The sequence below is a fragment of the Pseudomonas sp. G.S.17 genome, assembly GCF_038096165.1.
GTDB lineage: Bacteria > Pseudomonadota > Gammaproteobacteria > Pseudomonadales > Pseudomonadaceae > Aquipseudomonas.
On record NZ_CP151076.1, the window covers coordinates 5,893,469 to 5,908,468 of the forward strand.

Consider the following 15,000-nt stretch of genomic DNA (forward strand, 5'->3'; position numbering starts at 1 on the left):
TTCATCCGCGAGACAGTAGCCCATCTGGCAGACATTTTCGACCTGAACGATCGCCCTCCCGGATAAATCCGGTCCTACGGTGGTTATTGAATCAATGCCCTTTGACCGACCCCGGATTGATCATCCGCGACAGGCCAAGATTTTTCAGCGCCAGTTGCAGCGAGCTGCTGATGACTTGCGGGTTGTCATTGGTCATCAATTGCGCGAGCAGTTCCTTGGCCTTGCTCAGATGGATCTGACGCAGCATCCATTTCACTTTCGGCAGGTTGGTGGCGTTCATCGACAGGCTGTCAAAACCCATCGCCATCAACAGCACCGCAGCCGCTGGATCGCCGGCCATCTCGCCGCAGATGCTCACCGGTTTGCCTTCGGCATGAGCGTCGCGCACGACGTTCTGCAAGGCTTGCAGTACCGCCGGGTGCAAGTAATCGTAAAGGTCGGCAACCCGTGGGTTGTTGCGGTCCACTGCCAGCAGATATTGGGTCAGGTCGTTGGAGCCGACCGACAGGAAGTCCACCTGACGCGCCAGATCGCGGGTCTGATAAACCGCCGCAGGCACTTCGATCATCACGCCCACCGGCGGCATCGGCACGTCGGTACCTTCGTCGCGGACTTCACCCCACGCACGGTGAATGAGGTGCAAGGCCTCTTCCACTTCGTGGGTGCTGGAAATCATCGGCAGCAGAATCCGCAGGTTGTTCAAGCCTTCACTGGCCTTGAGCATGGCGCGGGTCTGCACCAGGAAGATTTCCGGGTGATCGAGGGTGACGCGAATGCCGCGCCAGCCGAGGAACGGGTTGTCCTCCTTGATCGGGAAGTAGGACAGCGCCTTGTCACCGCCGATGTCCAGGCTGCGCATGGTCACCGGCAGCGGATGGAAAGCGGCCAGTTGCTCGCGGTAGATCGCCAGCTGTTCCTTTTCACTCGGGAAACGCTGGTTGATCATGAACGGCACTTCGGTGCGATACAGACCAACGCCTTCGGCGCCACGCTGCTGGGCGCGGGCCACATCAGCGAGCAGACCGGTGTTGACCCACAACGGCATGCGATGCCCGTCCAGCGTGACGCAAGGCAGCTCACGCAGGGAATCCAGGCCTTGGGAGAGCTGACGCTCTTCCTCGACCACCTCGGCGAACTGCTTGCGCATGATGTCGCTGGGGTTGGTAAAGACTTCGCCGTGATAACCGTCGACGATCAGCTCGATGCCATCGACCTTGGAATACGGCAGATCGACCACGCCCATGACCGTCGGAATACCCATGGCGCGGGCCAGGATCGCGACGTGGGAGTTGCCGGAGCCAAGCACCGAAATCAGGCCGACCAGCTTGCCTTCAGGCACTTCGCCCAACATCGCGGGCGTGAGTTCTTCGCTGACCAGAATCGTGTTGTCGGGGTAAACCAGCGTCTGTTGCCGGGCCTGTTGCAGGTAGGCCAGCAAGCGACGGCCCAGATCCTTGACGTCGGACGCGCGCTCACGCAGGTAAGCGTCGTCCATCAATTCGAAGCGTTTGACGTGTTCGCTGACCACCGAGCGCAAGGCGCCCTGCGCCCACTGCCCGGTCTTGATGACATTGGTCACTTCGCTGCCCAGCGAAGCATCGTCGAGCATCATCAGGTAAACATCGAACAATGCGCGCTCTTCCGGCCGCAGTTGGGTCGCAAGCTTGGCGGACAAGGTACGCATATCGCCGCGCACGCCTTCCAGGGCCGTCTGAAACAAGGCCAGTTCGGCAGCGATATCAGTGACGGTCTTGTCCGGCACCACTTCCAGATCGGCAGGCGGCAGCATGACCACGGCCACGCCCACGGCAGCACCGGGCGAACCGGCGACGCCGACAAATTTCGCTTCCTGAATCCCTTTGCCCTGACGACCAAGGCCCCGGATCGAACCGGTGGCTTCAGCGTGGGCGATAACCCCGGCGAGCTGCGCGCTCATCGTCACGAGGAAAGCTTCTTCCCCTTCGTCGAACTGGCGGCGCTCCTTTTGCTGGATGACCAGTACGCCCACCACACGGCGGTGGTGAATGATCGGTGCCCCAAGGAATGAGGCGAAACGCTCCTCGCCGGTTTCGGCAAAGTAGCGATAACGGGGGTGATCGGCAGCGTTTTCGAGGTTCAGCGGCTCTTCGCGAGTGCCGACCAGACCGACCAGGCCCTCATTCGGCGCCATGCTGACTTTGCCGATCGAGCGCTTGTTCAAGCCCTCGGTCGCCATCAATACGAAACGATTGGCTTCCGGGTCGAGCAGGTAGACCGAGCAGACCTGGCTGCCCATCGCCTCTTTTACGCGTAACACAATAATGCCCAACGCCGCCTTTAGATCCTTGGCGGAGTTAACTTCCTGGACGATCTTGCGCAGCGTATTGAGCATGGCTCGGGGTCGAACTCCGTGTCAGTCGCGCGATAAAAGGCGCGGGGCAAGCTCTTTGAGTGCGCGTCGATACACCTCGCGCTTGAATGTCACCACCTGACCCAGCGGATACCAATAACTGACCCAGCGCCAGCCATCGAATTCCGGTTTCCCGGTCAAATCCATCCGCACCCGCTGCTCGTTGGAGACCAGGCGCAGGAGAAACCATTTTTGCTTTTGGCCGATACACAGCGGTTGGCTGTGCGTCCTGACCAGTCGTTGCGGGAGACGATAACGCAACCAGCCTCGTGTACAGGCAAGAATTTGCACATCTTCGCGCTCAAGCCCGACTTCTTCATTCAATTCACGGTAAAGCGCGTCTTCCGGCGTTTCCTGAGGGTTGATCCCGCCTTGTGGAAACTGCCAGGCATCTTGGTTGATTCGCCGAGCCCATAGGACCTGGCCAGCATCGTTTGTCAGAATAATCCCGACATTTGGACGGAAACCATCGGGGTCGATCACGGCAACAACCTCGCAAACGCATGTCGCCGCATTGTTCCACAAAGGCGATCAAAGCAGCAACGAGGCTTAGCAGGTTATGTGAAGACTTGTGAAAACCTCGTATTCTTGGGCTCTTTTTTCAGCAATTTCAGCGGGTAACTGCATGCGTCTGGCCTTATTCGACCTCGACAACACACTTTTGGGCGGCGACAGCGATCACGCATGGGGCGATTACCTGTGCGAGCGCGGCATCCTCGACCCTGTTGTCTACAAAACGCGTAACGATGCGTTTTATCAGGATTACCTGGCCGGAACCTTGAATCTGACCGATTACCTGAACTTCAGCCTGGAAATCCTCGGCAGCACCGATATGGCGCAACTGGACGAATGGCACCGCGACTTCATGCGCGACTGCATCGAACCGATCATCCTGCCAAAAGCCATGGAACTCATCGCCATGCATCGCGACGCTGGCGACAAGCTCGTGGTGATCACCGCAACCAATCGTTTCGTCACGGCCCCCATCGTCGCGCGGCTGGGTATCGATACCCTGCTGGCGACCGAATGTGAGGTCATCGACGGACGCTACAGCGGCCGCACCACCGATATACCCTGCTTTCGTGAAGGCAAGGTGACGCGGCTCAATAAATGGCTGGAAGAGAACCACTTCAATCTTGATGACAGCTACTTCTACAGCGACTCGCTGAACGACCTGCCGCTGCTGGAGCAAGTCGCCAACCCGGTAGCCGTCGATCCCGACCCTAAACTGCGCGCCGAAGCTGAAAGCCGTGGCTGGCCGGTGATTACCTTGCGGAGTTGACCACGCCAACCTGTCAATCAGGTACAACCGTAGGCGTTAAACCGGTTTGGCACCCATCAGCCCGGCAATGGCGATAAAGCACACGGCGCTGAAGATGGCCAAACCCAGGGTGACCGCTGGCTTGCCGCCACCTGCGGTGCGCAGTCGATTGAGCCGCGCCACCAGCCATGCCCAACTCAGCGTGCCGAGGGTGTAGAGCACGCTGCTCGACAGCAACCAGGTTTGCCCCAGCGACCAGCCAGCGTAATGCACCAGCCACCAGCCGCTGATCGGCATGATCAGCAAACAAAGCCCCATCAGCAGCCAGACGAACAACCACGGCCGCTGCAACAGGCGGTTTTGCACGCTCGCATCGCCTGAGCGGCGTTGTTTGATGACGAATCCAGCCAGTCCCAGCGCGCTGAGCAAAAACAGCACGGTGGTGACGACGTGGAGGATTTTGATCGTGGTGAAATGTTCCATTTTCGGAATGCTCCAGTGAAATAGATGAAACCCGTAGGACCGGCTTTAGCCGGGAGCTCATCGTTCCTGACTCAAGAAATATAGCGGATGCACCGGCGCTCTCGCGGCTAAAGCCGGTCCTACGGGGTTGAGTCACCCCAAAAACAGCTTATAAGCCGGATTCTCGCTCTCATCCCAATACGGATACCCAATCTCGGCCAGTGCCGCCGGGATCAGGTGCCGCTCGTTTTCGGGCACCACCAGCCCGGCCATGACCCGGCCATCGGCCGCGCCGTGGTTGCGGTAGTGGAACATCGAGATATTCCACTGGCCGCCCAGCTTGTTGAGGAAGTTGAACAGCGCGCCCGGCCGTTCCGGGAATTCGAAGCGGAACACTACTTCATCGCTGACCCGCTCGGAGTGGCCGCCGACCATGTGCCGGATGTGCAGCTTGGCCAGTTCGTTGTCGGTGAGGTCCAGCACCGGAAAACCCTGTTCAGTCAGGCTGGCGACCAACGCCGCACGCGGATCGGTGTCGGGATGGGTCTGCACGCCGACGAAGATGTGCGCCTCGCGGTCGGTGTGGTAGCGGTAGTTGAATTCGGTGATCTGCCGTTTGCCGATGGCTTCGCAGAAGGCCTTGAAGCTGCCCGGCTGCTCGGGAATGGTCACGGCGATGATGGCTTCGCGGCCTTCGCCCAGTTCGGCGCGTTCGGCCACATGGCGCAGACGGTCGAAATTGACGTTGGCCCCGGAATCAATGGCCACCAGGGTCTGGCCGCTGACGCCGTACTGTTCGACGTATTTCTTGATCCCGGCGACGCCCAGCGCGCCGGCGGGTTCGGTGATCGAACGGGTGTCGTCGTAGATGTCCTTGATCGCCGCGCAAATTTCGTCGGTGCTGACCGTGATCACTTCGTCGACGTAATCCTTGCAGATGTCGAAGGTGTGCTTGCCGATCTGCGCCACCGCCACGCCATCGGCGAACAATCCGACCTGCTGCAACACCACGCGCTCGCCGTAGGCCATGGCTTGTTGCAGGCAGTTGGAATCGTCCGGCTCGACGCCGATCACCTTGATCTCCGGGCGCAGGTATTTCACGTAGGCCGCGATGCCGGCAATCAGCCCGCCGCCGCCCACCGGGACAAAAATCGCGTCGAGCTGGCCCGGGTGCTGACGGAGGATTTCCATCGCCACGGTGCCTTGGCCGGCGATAGTGTCGGGGTCGTCATACGGATGGATGTAGACGAAGCCCATTTCCTCGACCAGTTTCAGCGAATAGGCCAGCGCTTCGGGGAACGAATCGCCGTGCAGCACTACTTTGCCGCCGCGGGAGCGCACGCCTTCGACCTTGATTTCCGGGGTGGTCTTGGGCATGACGATGGTCGCTTCGACGCCTAGCGTTTTCGCCGCCAGCGCCAGGCCCTGCGCGTGATTGCCCGCCGACGCGGTGACCACGCCGCGCGCGAGCTCTTCCGGGCTCAACTGCGCCAGCTTGTTGTACGCGCCGCGAATCTTGAACGAGAACACCGGCTGCAAGTCTTCGCGCTTGAGCAGCACCTGATTGCCCAAGCGTTCGGACAGCTGGCGAGCGCCGTGCAGCGGGGTTTCCACGGCCACGTCGTAGACGCGGGAGGTGAGGATTTTCTTGACGTACTGTTCAAGCATCGGGGAAACATCACTGGCGAAAAAGGGCAAGGTCTCGAAGTCTACCGCGCACACTGATGGACGACCACACGAATGACGGGGTTTTCCCGGCGGCATGTCGCTATAATGCTGGCCCTTTTGAGCCATGTAGGAGCGAACCTGTTCGCGAAGCGTCATATCTGTGTAAGCAGGCCAGACGTCTCGCCAACACGTTGGCTCCTACAGCGACACCCATGGAGCCCGCATGACCCAGGATCAACTCAAACAAGCTGTGGCCCAGGCCGCCGTGGACTTCATCCTCCCGAAACTGGACGACAAGAGCGTCGTCGGCGTCGGCACCGGCTCCACAGCCAACTGTTTCATCGATGCGCTGGCCAGACACAAGGGCGCTTTCGATGGCGCGGTCGCCAGTTCCGAAGCCACTGCGGCACGTCTCAAGGGCCATGGCATTCCGGTCTACGAGCTCAATACCGTCAGCGATCTGGAATTCTATGTCGATGGCGCCGACGAAAGTGACGAGCATCTGCACCTGATCAAGGGCGGCGGCGCGGCGTTGACCCGCGAGAAAATCGTCGCGGCCGTGGCCAAGACCTTCATCTGCATTGCCGATGCCAGCAAGTTGGTGCCGGTGCTGGGCGCTTTCCCGCTGCCGGTGGAAGTCATTCCTATGGCCCGCAGCCATGTCGCTCGCCAACTGGTGAAGCTGGGCGGCGACCCGGTCTATCGCGAAGGCGTGCTGACCGACAACGGCAACATCATTCTCGACGTGTTCAACATGAACATCACCAACCCGGTCGAGCTGGAAAGCCAGATCAACGCCATCGTCGGCGTGGTCACCAACGGCCTGTTCGCCGCACGTCCGGCTGATTTACTGCTGCTGGGTACCAGCGAAGGCGTAAAGACGCTGACTCGGTAAGTCCTGCACCGATCTCGTAGGACCGGCTTCAGCCGGGAGGGCAGTTCGACGACCATGCTGCTGCGGATGGACGTCCCAGCTCCCGGCTAAATCCGGTCCTACGGACGCATCCCAATCCAATGATTGAGATCGAAGTCGGCTTCACTGCTTCTTGAACACATAAAACAGATTCGGCTCGCTGACCAGATACAGCGTGCCGTCATCGCCCATGGCGATGCCTTCGGCTTGCGGCACATTCTTGCGCAAGCCCATCTGGCCGCTGCTCAGCGAGACATTGCCAATCGGGCGGCCTTCGGTGTCGAGTTCGAGAATCTGCCGCGACTCATCCGACAGCGCCAGCAAATGGCCGCTGCGTTCATCGAACTGCAAGCTCGACAAGTCACGCACGAACAATCCCGCATCGCGCCGCGCATTGGAGGCCACTTCGATGACGTTCGGCGTATCGGTGCTGAGATTGGGGAAGCCGCGCACTTCGATGATCTGCACCGGCTTGCGCTCTTTGGCGACAAACAGGCGCTGGCCTTTGGTGTCGTAAGCCAGGCCTTCAAAACCGCTATTGCCGCCAGCATCGATGCCCAAGGTCAGTTGCTCGGCGTCCGCCGCGTCGAGGAACAGCGTGTCATCGTCCACATGCACCTTGATCAGCCGTTGCTGGTATTCATCGCTGATGACGTAAATGCCAGGACTGATGTACTCCACCGCTTCGGCATCGCCAAAACCGGTCAGCGCGATACGCCGCAGAATCCGGCCCTCAAGGCTCAGCTCGACCATCTCCGCATTCTTGTTGGTCACGGTGAACAGGCTTTTGCGGTCCGGATCGTAGCTGAGGGCGGAAACATCATCGTCGAGCCCGACGATGGGCTGGGCCTCGATAGTCACGCGATAGTCGCCAAGCCCAACCGTCGCGAGATCTTTCGCTTGCCACAGCACCTGCCAATTGAACCAGGCGCGCTCCATCAACCGATACTCACGGCCCACGAAAAACATCAGCAACGCCAGGAGAATCAGGACCGGGTAGACAATTTTTGCAGTGAAGAAGCGACGCATGCAGAGGGCTCGACGATCAGGCGGGCAGCATAAATACCACGCCAAACTGAATTAAAGCTTAATAGCTTTGAGCCATCACCAAATTAATTGAGCGCCGCTCCCACGGCTTGGTTTAACGCTTCTTGAACGAATAAAACAGGTTCGGCTCGCTGACCATGTACATCGTGCCGCTTTCATCGACTGCCACGCCCTCGGCACGAGGAATGGTTTTGTTCAGGCCGTTGAAGCCGCCCAGCAGGGTCATGAAGCTGACCTGCTCGCCCTTCTCGTCCAGTTCCAGCAGCAAGTGCGAATCCGCGGACAGTGCCAGGGTGTGGCCGGTGCGCGGCTCGATGCTGAGTGCCGACAGGTTGCGCATATTCAATACGAGGCTTTCGAGTTTCTGTTTGTCGCCCTCAAGCAACCCGCTGCCATCACTTTTCCAGGTAAACATCGCCGCCGGACGCTCTTCGCCGAGCAGGATTTGCTGGCGGCGCGGATCCCAGGCGATGCCTTCGAAACCTTTGTTCTGGTCTTTCGACGGGCCGAGGTCGTATTTCATGGCCTCGGCGATGTTCAGCGTCGTGGTGTCCGGCGTTACCTTGACGATACTCAGCAGGTGCTGGCGCTCATCGGTGATCGCAATCAAGCCATTCTCCAGCACCGCAACGCCTTCAGGATTGCTCCAGCCCACCAGCGGAATCTTGCGCAGCACATCGCCTTTCAACGTCAGCTCGACCAGAAAAGCGTTCTTGCCCATGACCGAAAACAGGGTTTTGCTCGCTGGGCTGTAGGACAGATCAGAAGCCTCATCCTTCTCCATGCCCGGCAGCAGCTTGGCGTCGATATCGACCTTATAGTCGGGCAACCAGAAGCTGGCGGCGCGTTCGGACGGGCTTTCCAGTGCTTCCTTGATCCACAGCACGCCGCGATCATCCCAATGCAGCAGGACCGCCACGCCGTAGCCGATTACCGCAACAAGCAGCAATCCTGCATACCAGCGCATGCGCGACACGCGGTCTTTGGGTTTCAACAATCGGGAGCGGGTGGACATGGAGGACATTCCTGAGCAAATACGGCGTCTGGTTGCACAATGCCCACGAGCAGGGCCGAGGCGGGATTATCCAGATCAAGTGTGAAAAAAACGCCAATTGAACCGATCAGTGCGGATCGCACATAAAAAAGCCGCCTGCGACAGCATCGCAGACGGCTTTTCAGGTTCAGGCGAAAATCACCGAACGCTGCTTTCGAAACGGGTGTGGCCGGTCAGCTCAAGCACCAGATCGTCCCCGGCCTGGAACGGACCAACGCCGGCGGGCGTGCCGGTCATGATCAGGTCACCGGCTTGCAGCGAGAAGCACGCTGCCATGTGCTGAATCATCGGCACGATGGGGTTGAGCATGGAGCTGCTGTTACCGTCCTGGCGAACTTCGCCATTGATGGTCAGACGAATACCGATATCGGTCAGGTCGTCATAGGTTTCTGCCGGGACGAACGGCGCGATAACCGCTGCGCCGTCGAACGATTTAGCCAATTCCCATGGCAGGCCTTTCTCTTTCAGCTTCGACTGCAGATCACGCAAAGTCAGGTCCAGGCCCGGAGCGAAGCCGGAAATGGCATCCAGCACTTCTTCGCGGGTCGGGCTTTTGGTCAGCGGTTTGCCGATCAGCACGACGATTTCGGCTTCGTAATGCACCGAGCCGCGATCAGCCGGAATCGTGAAACCACCTTCCAGCGGCACCACGCAACTGCCCGGCTTGATGAACAGCAACGGCTCGGTCGGCACCGGATTGTCCAGTTCCTTGGCGTGTTCGGCGTAATTACGGCCAATGCACACCACTTTGCCCATTGGAAAGTGGATGCTGGTCCCGTCGACATACTTGTGCTGATAGCTCATGGCTGCTCCTGGCTCTGATCGTTTTGGGTGTTGCCACTATCGATAGCGGCCGCTTCAAACAGCGAAGATTTTGCCCGGGTTCATGATGCCATTCGGGTCGAATACCGCTTTGACGGCTTTCATGTACTCGATCTCGACCGGCGAACGGCTGTAAGTCAGGTAATCGCGCTTGGTCATGCCCACGCCGTGCTCGGCGGAGATCGAGCCGTTGTACTTCTGCACGGTCTCGAACACCCATTTGTTGACCTTGGCGCACTTGACGAAGAACTCGTTCTTGTCGAGAGCCTCAGGCTTGAGGATGTTCAAGTGCAGGTTGCCATCGCCAATGTGGCCGTACCAGAGCACTTCGAAATCCGGGTAGTGTTCGGCGACGATCGCGTCAATTTCGCTCAGGAACGCTGGCACTTTCGAAACGGTAACCGAAATGTCGTTCTTGTAAGGCGTGAAGTGCGAGATGGTTTCCGAGATGTATTCGCGCAGCTTCCACAGGTTCTGCAGCTGCTGTTCGCTCTGGCTCATCACGCCATCCTGCACCCAGCCTTGTTCGACGCAATGCTCGAATGTCGCCAGCGCTTCGTTGGCCACGTCTTCGGTGGTCGCTTCGAATTCCAGCAGGACATAGAACGGGCACGGGGTATCGAATGGCGACGGCACGTCCCCACGGCTCATGACACGGGCAAAGGCCTTGTCGGAAAAGAACTCGAAGGCCGTCAGATCCAGTCTGCCGTGGAAGGCATGCAACACGGGCATGATCGAATCGAAGTCGGTGGTTCCCAGCACCATCGCGGTGAGGTTTTTCGGCGCACGATCCAGGCGCATGGTGGCCTCGACCACAAAACCCAACGTGCCTTCACCGCCGATGAACAGCTGACGCAGATCGTAGCCGGTGGCGTTCTTGATCAGGTCTTTGTTCAGTTCGAGGATGTCGCCTTTGCCGGTAACAACTTTCAGGCCCGCGACCCAGTTCCGGGTCATGCCGTAGCGAATGACCTTGATCCCGCCGGCATTGGTGCCGATATTGCCGCCAATCTGGCTCGAACCTGACGAAGCAAAATCCACCGGATAGTACAGGCCGTTTTCTTCCGCGAGGTTCTGCAATTGCTTGGTGATCACCCCCGGCTGGCAACGCGCGGTGCGCTCGGTGAGGTTCAGTTCCAGCACCTGGTTCATGTAATCGAACGAGACCACTACTTCGCCATTGGCTGCCACGGCCGCAGCGGAAAGCCCGGTCCGGCCGCCAGATGGCACCAGCGCGACCTTGTGTTCATTGGCCCACAGGACAATGGCCTGCACTTGCTCGATGCTCTTGGGAAAGACGATGGCAACAGGCGCGGGCGCGTACTGCTTGGTCCAGTCCTTGCCGTAGGCCTCAAGGGAGTCGGCATCGGTCAGCACTTTGCCAGGCTCAACCAGGGTCTTCAGCTCATCTATCAGCGCAGGATGGGTCATCGACGGAACTCTCGAACAATTCATGGTCATCCTGAGAACGCTTCACGTCCAGGAATGGGGTTTCGCGGGGTGCTTATGCTAGCATACGCCCCCCGCTAATCGAGCTTTCGGGCCGATAAAGCGAAGGCTTCACTTCCTGCCATTTTTCTCCGGGACACAGGTTTAAGCAGATGAGCAAGACTTCCCTCGACAAGAGCAAGATCAAGTTCCTTCTTCTCGAAGGCGTCCATCAATCCGCTGTGGACGTCCTCAAGGCAGCCGGTTACACCAGCATCGACTACCACACCAAGTCTCTGCCGGAAGCCGAACTGAAAGAAAAGATCGCCGACGCTCACTTCATCGGCATCCGTTCCCGCACGCAACTGACTGAAGAGTTGTTCGACAGCGCCAAGAAACTGGTCGCGGTCGGCTGCTTCTGCATCGGTACCAACCAGGTCGACCTGAACGCTGCCCGCGAACGCGGTATCGCCGTGTTCAACGCGCCGTACTCCAACACCCGTTCGGTTGCCGAGCTGGTACTGGCCGAAGCGATCCTGCTGTTGCGCGGCATCCCTGAGAAGAATGCATCCTGCCACCGTGGCGGCTGGATCAAGAGCGCGGCCAACTCCTTCGAAATCCGTGGCAAGAAGCTCGGTATCGTCGGCTACGGCTCGATCGGCACCCAGCTTTCCGTACTGGCCGAAGGCCTTGGCATGCAGGTTTACTTCTTCGACACGCTGACCAAGCTGCCGTTGGGTAACGCCACTCAGGTGTCGAGCCTGACCGAACTGCTGGGCATGTCGGACATCGTGACCCTGCACGTTCCGGAAACCGCTGAAACCCAGTGGATGATCGGCGAGAAAGAAATCCGCGCCATGAAAAAAGGCAGCATCCTGATCAACGCGGCGCGTGGCACCGTGGTTGAACTGGACGCCCTGGCTGACGCGATCAAGGACAAGCACCTGATCGGCGCGGCCATCGACGTGTTCCCGGTTGAGCCTCGCTCCAACGACGACATCTTCGAAAGCCCGCTGCGTGGCCTGGACAACGTGATCCTGACCCCGCACATCGGCGGCTCCACTGCCGAAGCCCAGGCCAACATCGGTCTGGAAGTGGCAGAGAAGCTGGTCAAGTACAGCGACAACGGTACGTCGGTGTCCTCGGTCAACTTCCCGGAAGTTGCCCTGCCGGCTCACCCTGGCAAACACCGTCTGCTGCACATCCACGAAAACATTCCGGGTGTGATGAGCGAGATCAACAAGGTCTTCGCCGAAAACGGTATCAACATCTCCGGTCAGTTCCTGCAGACCAACGAGAAAGTCGGCTACGTGGTCATCGACGTCGATGCCGAGTACTCCGATCTGGCGCAGGAAAAGCTGCAACACATCAAAGGCACCATCCGTAGCCGCGTGTTGTTCTAAGCTTTAAGCGTCAACAAAAAAGGAGACCTTCGGGTCTCCTTTTTTTGGTGTGAACCAGGGAGAAATGTCATGACCGGAAATGGAATAGTGATCCGCACAGCGCGCAAAACGGATCTGCCCGGAATCGTAAAGCTTCAGCACGCGAATCAATTGGCTCAAGGCGGCACACTCGCCGCCGAACTGACATCTGGGCAAATAGAAGAAATGATGTCGGACATGCCGCAAATCGTCGCCTGTCGCGGCGATGAAGTGGTTGCTTTCCTTATGACGACGTCCCAGACAGTGAACAGCCTGCGGCCGATCCCTGTTGTGGAAAAAACGCTCCAGGCCTTTGCCTACCTGGATGACGACGCCTACATCTACGGCCCGATCTGCGTCAGTGAAACCGAACGCGGTGGCGGTCTCGCGCAGGCGATGTTCAAGCATTTACTGGTGCTGGAACCCGGCCGACAAGGTGTGCTGTTCATCCGGGGCGACAACCAGCCGTCGATCAAGGCGCACCGCAAGATGGGCATGAATCAGGTTGGGGAATTCACACTCAACGGCGCGCAGTTCCAGGTCTTCGCTTACAAAGCCATGGCACCGGCCAGAAGGGGTTAGCGGGCGCGCTCCGTAGGACCGGCTTTAGCCGGGAGAGCTTCATTCCTGACCCAGTGTTTGCGGCGAGTGTACTGACTCCCTCCCGGCTAAAGCCGGTCCTACGGTAATTGGCTGGTGCCCAGCCAATTACTTCACATTAACCGTAATCGCCTTCGACTCGACCGACGGGCTGAGCGGGATGTGGCTCTTGTCGCCGACGATCAATTGCAGCGTGTGGCGACCCGGCGGCAAGGTGATCTCGGTTTCGGTCTGGCCCTTGCCGAAGTGGCGGATGTTATCGCTCACCGGCAACGGCGCATTGAGGTCAGGCTGATCTTTCACGTCAATCAGCAAATGATGGTGACCGGTATCGGGAACATCCACGCCTGCTGGCGCAACGCCCATTCCTTTGAGACCGAACTGAACCTTGAACGTCCCCGGAACGGTGGAGCCGTCCTTGGGCGAGATGATGTAAACCTCGGCGCCCTCAGGCGACGCGGTGTGTGGAACGTCGGCAGCGTTGGCCAGAAGAGAGGCGCTCAGCAAGAGGCCCGCGAGAGCAGTTTTTACCAACAAGGTCTTCATGTTTTCTCCAGATTTTTTTATGAGACTCAGCCATCGGACCTTGGATCCGTGGCTTCGGCTCAAGCCGCGCGAGGCTCAAGCATGATCCTTACCATAGCGCGGGACTGGAGTTATGTTTGAACGAAGTGCCTTTATGTCAGAGATTTCATGTTGCCGCGGCGGCAATCAAACCCCGCCCAGACGCCACGCGGCCAGACCGAGAATCGCCCAGCCGATCAAAAACGCCAGCCCGCCAAACGGCGTGATGATGCCCAGTTTGCTGACTCCGGTAAGCGTCAACAGGTAAAGACTGCCGGAAAACAGCAGGATGCCGATGGCGAACGAGTAACCGGCCAGGGTCATCAAGCGGCCGGGAATCTGCGCCGCGAGCAACGCCACGCCCAGTAACGCCAGCGCATGCACCAATTGATAGAGCACGCCGGTATGGAAAATCGCCAGGTATTCAGCGCTTAAGCGGTTTTTCAGGCCATGGGCAGCGAATGCGCCCAGGGCCACGCCGGTGAAACCAAAGAAGGCGGCGAGCATTAAAAAGGTACGAAGCATCGAGAACTCCAGTCAAAAATCGTCCAAAGGCGCACGGTCTGTATAATGGCCCGCTCAACGGGTTCGGCCAAGCCATCTCTATGCTGCGTTTAATTGTGCAACGGTTCATCAAAGGCCTGCTCTGGTTTGCAGCGGGCAGCGTCATTCTGGTTTTGATCTTCCGTTTCGTGCCCCCTCCCGGCACTGCCCTGATGGTCGAGCGCAAGATTGAATCCTGGTTCGACGGCCAGCCTATTGACCTGCAGCGCGACTGGGAGCCTTGGAATAAAATCTCCAATAACCTGAAAATTGCCGTGATTGCCGGTGAAGACCAGAAATTCGCCGAGCATTGGGGTTTTGACGTCGGCGCAATTCAGGCGGCCATCAGCCATAACGAGCTTGGCGGTTCGATTCGCGGCGCGAGTACCTTGAGCCAGCAGGTGTCGAAGAACCTGTTCCTGTGGTCCGGCCGCAGCTATGTGCGCAAGGGCCTGGAAGCGTGGTTCACCCTGCTGATCGAGATGCTCTGGTCCAAGGAGCGGATTCTTGAGGTCTACCTCAACAGTGTCGAATGGGATGAAGGCGTGTTCGGCGCCCAGGCGGCGGCACAGCACCACTTCGGCGTCAACGCCAGCGCCCTGTCCACGCAACAGGCGAGCTATCTGGCCGCCGTCCTGCCCAACCCCCGCAAATGGAGCACAAGCCACCCAAGCAGCTACGTGCTGCGTCGTGCCAGCTGGATCCGTCAGCAAGTGCGCCAGTTGGGCGGAGATGATTATTTGACCGGGCTGAATCATAGCCGGACGTTTTAACCGGTCGCGCCGCAAAGAGGCGAACCGTAGGACCGGCTTCAGCCGGGAGGGCGAG

The 15,000-nt window shown here is 59.0% G+C and carries 15 protein-coding genes; 5 read left to right on the plus strand and 10 right to left on the minus strand.

Annotation, left to right across the window (positions count from 1 at the left end; genetic code table 11):
- Positions 1-91: 91 nt before the first annotated feature.
- Positions 92-2,371 (minus strand): phosphoenolpyruvate--protein phosphotransferase, encoded by a 2,280-nt coding sequence (ptsP, locus tag AABC73_RS27475; RefSeq protein ID WP_065831657.1) that lies wholly within the window; start codon positions 2,369-2,371, stop codon positions 92-94.
- Between the two features lie 21 nt (positions 2,372-2,392).
- The gene (locus tag AABC73_RS27480; protein WP_020293475.1) at positions 2,393-2,872 is read right to left on the minus strand and encodes an RNA pyrophosphohydrolase; all 480 of its coding nucleotides are present in this window, start codon (positions 2,870-2,872) and stop codon (positions 2,393-2,395) included.
- Between the two features lie 142 nt (positions 2,873-3,014).
- On the opposite strand from AABC73_RS27480, the gene AABC73_RS27485 reads away from it, so the two are divergent.
- Positions 3,015-3,671 carry an HAD family hydrolase gene (locus AABC73_RS27485; protein WP_341521705.1) on the plus strand — a complete coding sequence of 219 codons (657 nt, stop codon included), beginning with the start codon at positions 3,015-3,017 and terminating at the stop codon, positions 3,669-3,671.
- 36 nt (positions 3,672-3,707) lie between these two features.
- Here AABC73_RS27485 and AABC73_RS27490 read toward each other — a convergent pair whose 3' ends face one another.
- Together AABC73_RS27490 and ilvA are read right to left on the minus strand one after the other, a co-directional pair.
- Positions 3,708-4,133, minus strand: coding sequence for a DUF2269 domain-containing protein (locus AABC73_RS27490; protein ID WP_341521706.1), 426 nt, complete (start codon positions 4,131-4,133; stop codon positions 3,708-3,710).
- Positions 4,134-4,265: 132 nt separating this feature from the next.
- Positions 4,266-5,780 (minus strand): threonine ammonia-lyase, biosynthetic, encoded by a 1,515-nt coding sequence (gene ilvA, locus AABC73_RS27495; protein ID WP_341521707.1) that lies wholly within the window; start codon positions 5,778-5,780, stop codon positions 4,266-4,268.
- A 223-nt stretch (positions 5,781-6,003) separates the two neighbouring features.
- Here ilvA and rpiA point away from each other — a divergent pair, with 223 nt between their 5' ends.
- Positions 6,004-6,675, plus strand: a complete 672-nt coding sequence (rpiA, locus tag AABC73_RS27500) for a ribose-5-phosphate isomerase RpiA (protein WP_341521708.1) — start codon at positions 6,004-6,006, stop codon at positions 6,673-6,675.
- A gap of 141 nt (positions 6,676-6,816) precedes the next feature.
- Here the strand turns inward: rpiA and AABC73_RS27505 are convergent, their stop codons facing one another.
- From AABC73_RS27505 to AABC73_RS27520, 4 genes are all read right to left on the minus strand, one after another.
- Positions 6,817-7,662 carry an SdiA-regulated domain-containing protein gene (locus AABC73_RS27505; protein ID WP_341524343.1) on the minus strand — a complete coding sequence of 282 codons (846 nt, stop codon included), beginning with the start codon at positions 7,660-7,662 and terminating at the stop codon, positions 6,817-6,819.
- 172 nt (positions 7,663-7,834) lie between these two features.
- The gene (locus tag AABC73_RS27510; RefSeq protein WP_341521709.1) at positions 7,835-8,755 is read right to left on the minus strand and encodes an SdiA-regulated domain-containing protein; all 921 of its coding nucleotides are present in this window, start codon (positions 8,753-8,755) and stop codon (positions 7,835-7,837) included.
- Between the two features lie 177 nt (positions 8,756-8,932).
- Positions 8,933-9,598, minus strand: coding sequence for a fumarylacetoacetate hydrolase family protein (locus AABC73_RS27515; RefSeq protein ID WP_341521710.1), 666 nt, complete (start codon positions 9,596-9,598; stop codon positions 8,933-8,935).
- A gap of 54 nt (positions 9,599-9,652) precedes the next feature.
- Positions 9,653-11,047, minus strand: a complete 1,395-nt coding sequence (locus AABC73_RS27520; RefSeq protein WP_341524344.1) for an FAD-binding oxidoreductase — start codon at positions 11,045-11,047, stop codon at positions 9,653-9,655.
- Between the two features lie 170 nt (positions 11,048-11,217).
- On the opposite strand from AABC73_RS27520, the gene serA reads away from it, so the two are divergent.
- On the plus strand, positions 11,218-12,447 hold the full coding sequence (gene serA / locus AABC73_RS27525) for a phosphoglycerate dehydrogenase (RefSeq protein ID WP_341521711.1): 1,230 nt from the start codon (positions 11,218-11,220) through the stop codon (positions 12,445-12,447).
- Positions 12,448-12,516: 69 nt separating this feature from the next.
- Complete coding sequence (locus AABC73_RS27530) at positions 12,517-13,047, plus strand: GNAT family N-acetyltransferase (RefSeq protein ID WP_341521712.1); 531 nt, start codon at positions 12,517-12,519, stop codon at positions 13,045-13,047.
- A gap of 126 nt (positions 13,048-13,173) precedes the next feature.
- Here the strand turns inward: AABC73_RS27530 and AABC73_RS27535 are convergent, their stop codons facing one another.
- Both AABC73_RS27535 and AABC73_RS27540 read right to left on the minus strand, forming a co-directional pair.
- Positions 13,174-13,611, minus strand: a complete 438-nt coding sequence (locus AABC73_RS27535; RefSeq protein ID WP_341521713.1) for a DUF4399 domain-containing protein — start codon at positions 13,609-13,611, stop codon at positions 13,174-13,176.
- A gap of 165 nt (positions 13,612-13,776) precedes the next feature.
- Positions 13,777-14,154, minus strand: coding sequence for a DUF423 domain-containing protein (locus AABC73_RS27540; RefSeq protein ID WP_065832511.1), 378 nt, complete (start codon positions 14,152-14,154; stop codon positions 13,777-13,779).
- 80 nt (positions 14,155-14,234) lie between these two features.
- Between AABC73_RS27540 and mtgA the strand changes: the two genes are divergently transcribed.
- Positions 14,235-14,945 carry a monofunctional biosynthetic peptidoglycan transglycosylase gene (gene mtgA / locus AABC73_RS27545; protein ID WP_341521714.1) on the plus strand — a complete coding sequence of 237 codons (711 nt, stop codon included), beginning with the start codon at positions 14,235-14,237 and terminating at the stop codon, positions 14,943-14,945.
- Positions 14,946-15,000: the final 55 nt, after the last annotated feature.

Coding starts and splice junctions, on each gene's coding strand:
- AABC73_RS27515 (WP_341521710.1), bottom strand. CDS start 9,598: ATGAGCTATCAGCACAAGTATGTCGACGGGACCAGCATCCACTTTCCA.
- serA (WP_341521711.1), top strand. CDS start 11,218: ATGAGCAAGACTTCCCTCGACAAGAGCAAGATCAAGTTCCTTCTTCTC.
- AABC73_RS27530 (WP_341521712.1), top strand. CDS start 12,517: ATGACCGGAAATGGAATAGTGATCCGCACAGCGCGCAAAACGGATCTG.
- AABC73_RS27535 (WP_341521713.1), bottom strand. CDS start 13,611: ATGAAGACCTTGTTGGTAAAAACTGCTCTCGCGGGCCTCTTGCTGAGC.
- AABC73_RS27485 (WP_341521705.1), top strand. CDS start 3,015: ATGCGTCTGGCCTTATTCGACCTCGACAACACACTTTTGGGCGGCGAC.
- ptsP (WP_065831657.1), bottom strand. CDS start 2,371: ATGCTCAATACGCTGCGCAAGATCGTCCAGGAAGTTAACTCCGCCAAG.
- AABC73_RS27540 (WP_065832511.1), bottom strand. CDS start 14,154: ATGCTTCGTACCTTTTTAATGCTCGCCGCCTTCTTTGGTTTCACCGGC.
- AABC73_RS27490 (WP_341521706.1), bottom strand. CDS start 4,133: ATGGAACATTTCACCACGATCAAAATCCTCCACGTCGTCACCACCGTG.
- AABC73_RS27510 (WP_341521709.1), bottom strand. CDS start 8,755: ATGTCCACCCGCTCCCGATTGTTGAAACCCAAAGACCGCGTGTCGCGC.
- AABC73_RS27520 (WP_341524344.1), bottom strand. CDS start 11,047: ATGACCCATCCTGCGCTGATAGATGAGCTGAAGACCCTGGTTGAGCCT.
- rpiA (WP_341521708.1), top strand. CDS start 6,004: ATGACCCAGGATCAACTCAAACAAGCTGTGGCCCAGGCCGCCGTGGAC.
- mtgA (WP_341521714.1), top strand. CDS start 14,235: ATGCTGCGTTTAATTGTGCAACGGTTCATCAAAGGCCTGCTCTGGTTT.
- AABC73_RS27505 (WP_341524343.1), bottom strand. CDS start 7,662: ATGTTTTTCGTGGGCCGTGAGTATCGGTTGATGGAGCGCGCCTGGTTC.
- ilvA (WP_341521707.1), bottom strand. CDS start 5,780: ATGCTTGAACAGTACGTCAAGAAAATCCTCACCTCCCGCGTCTACGAC.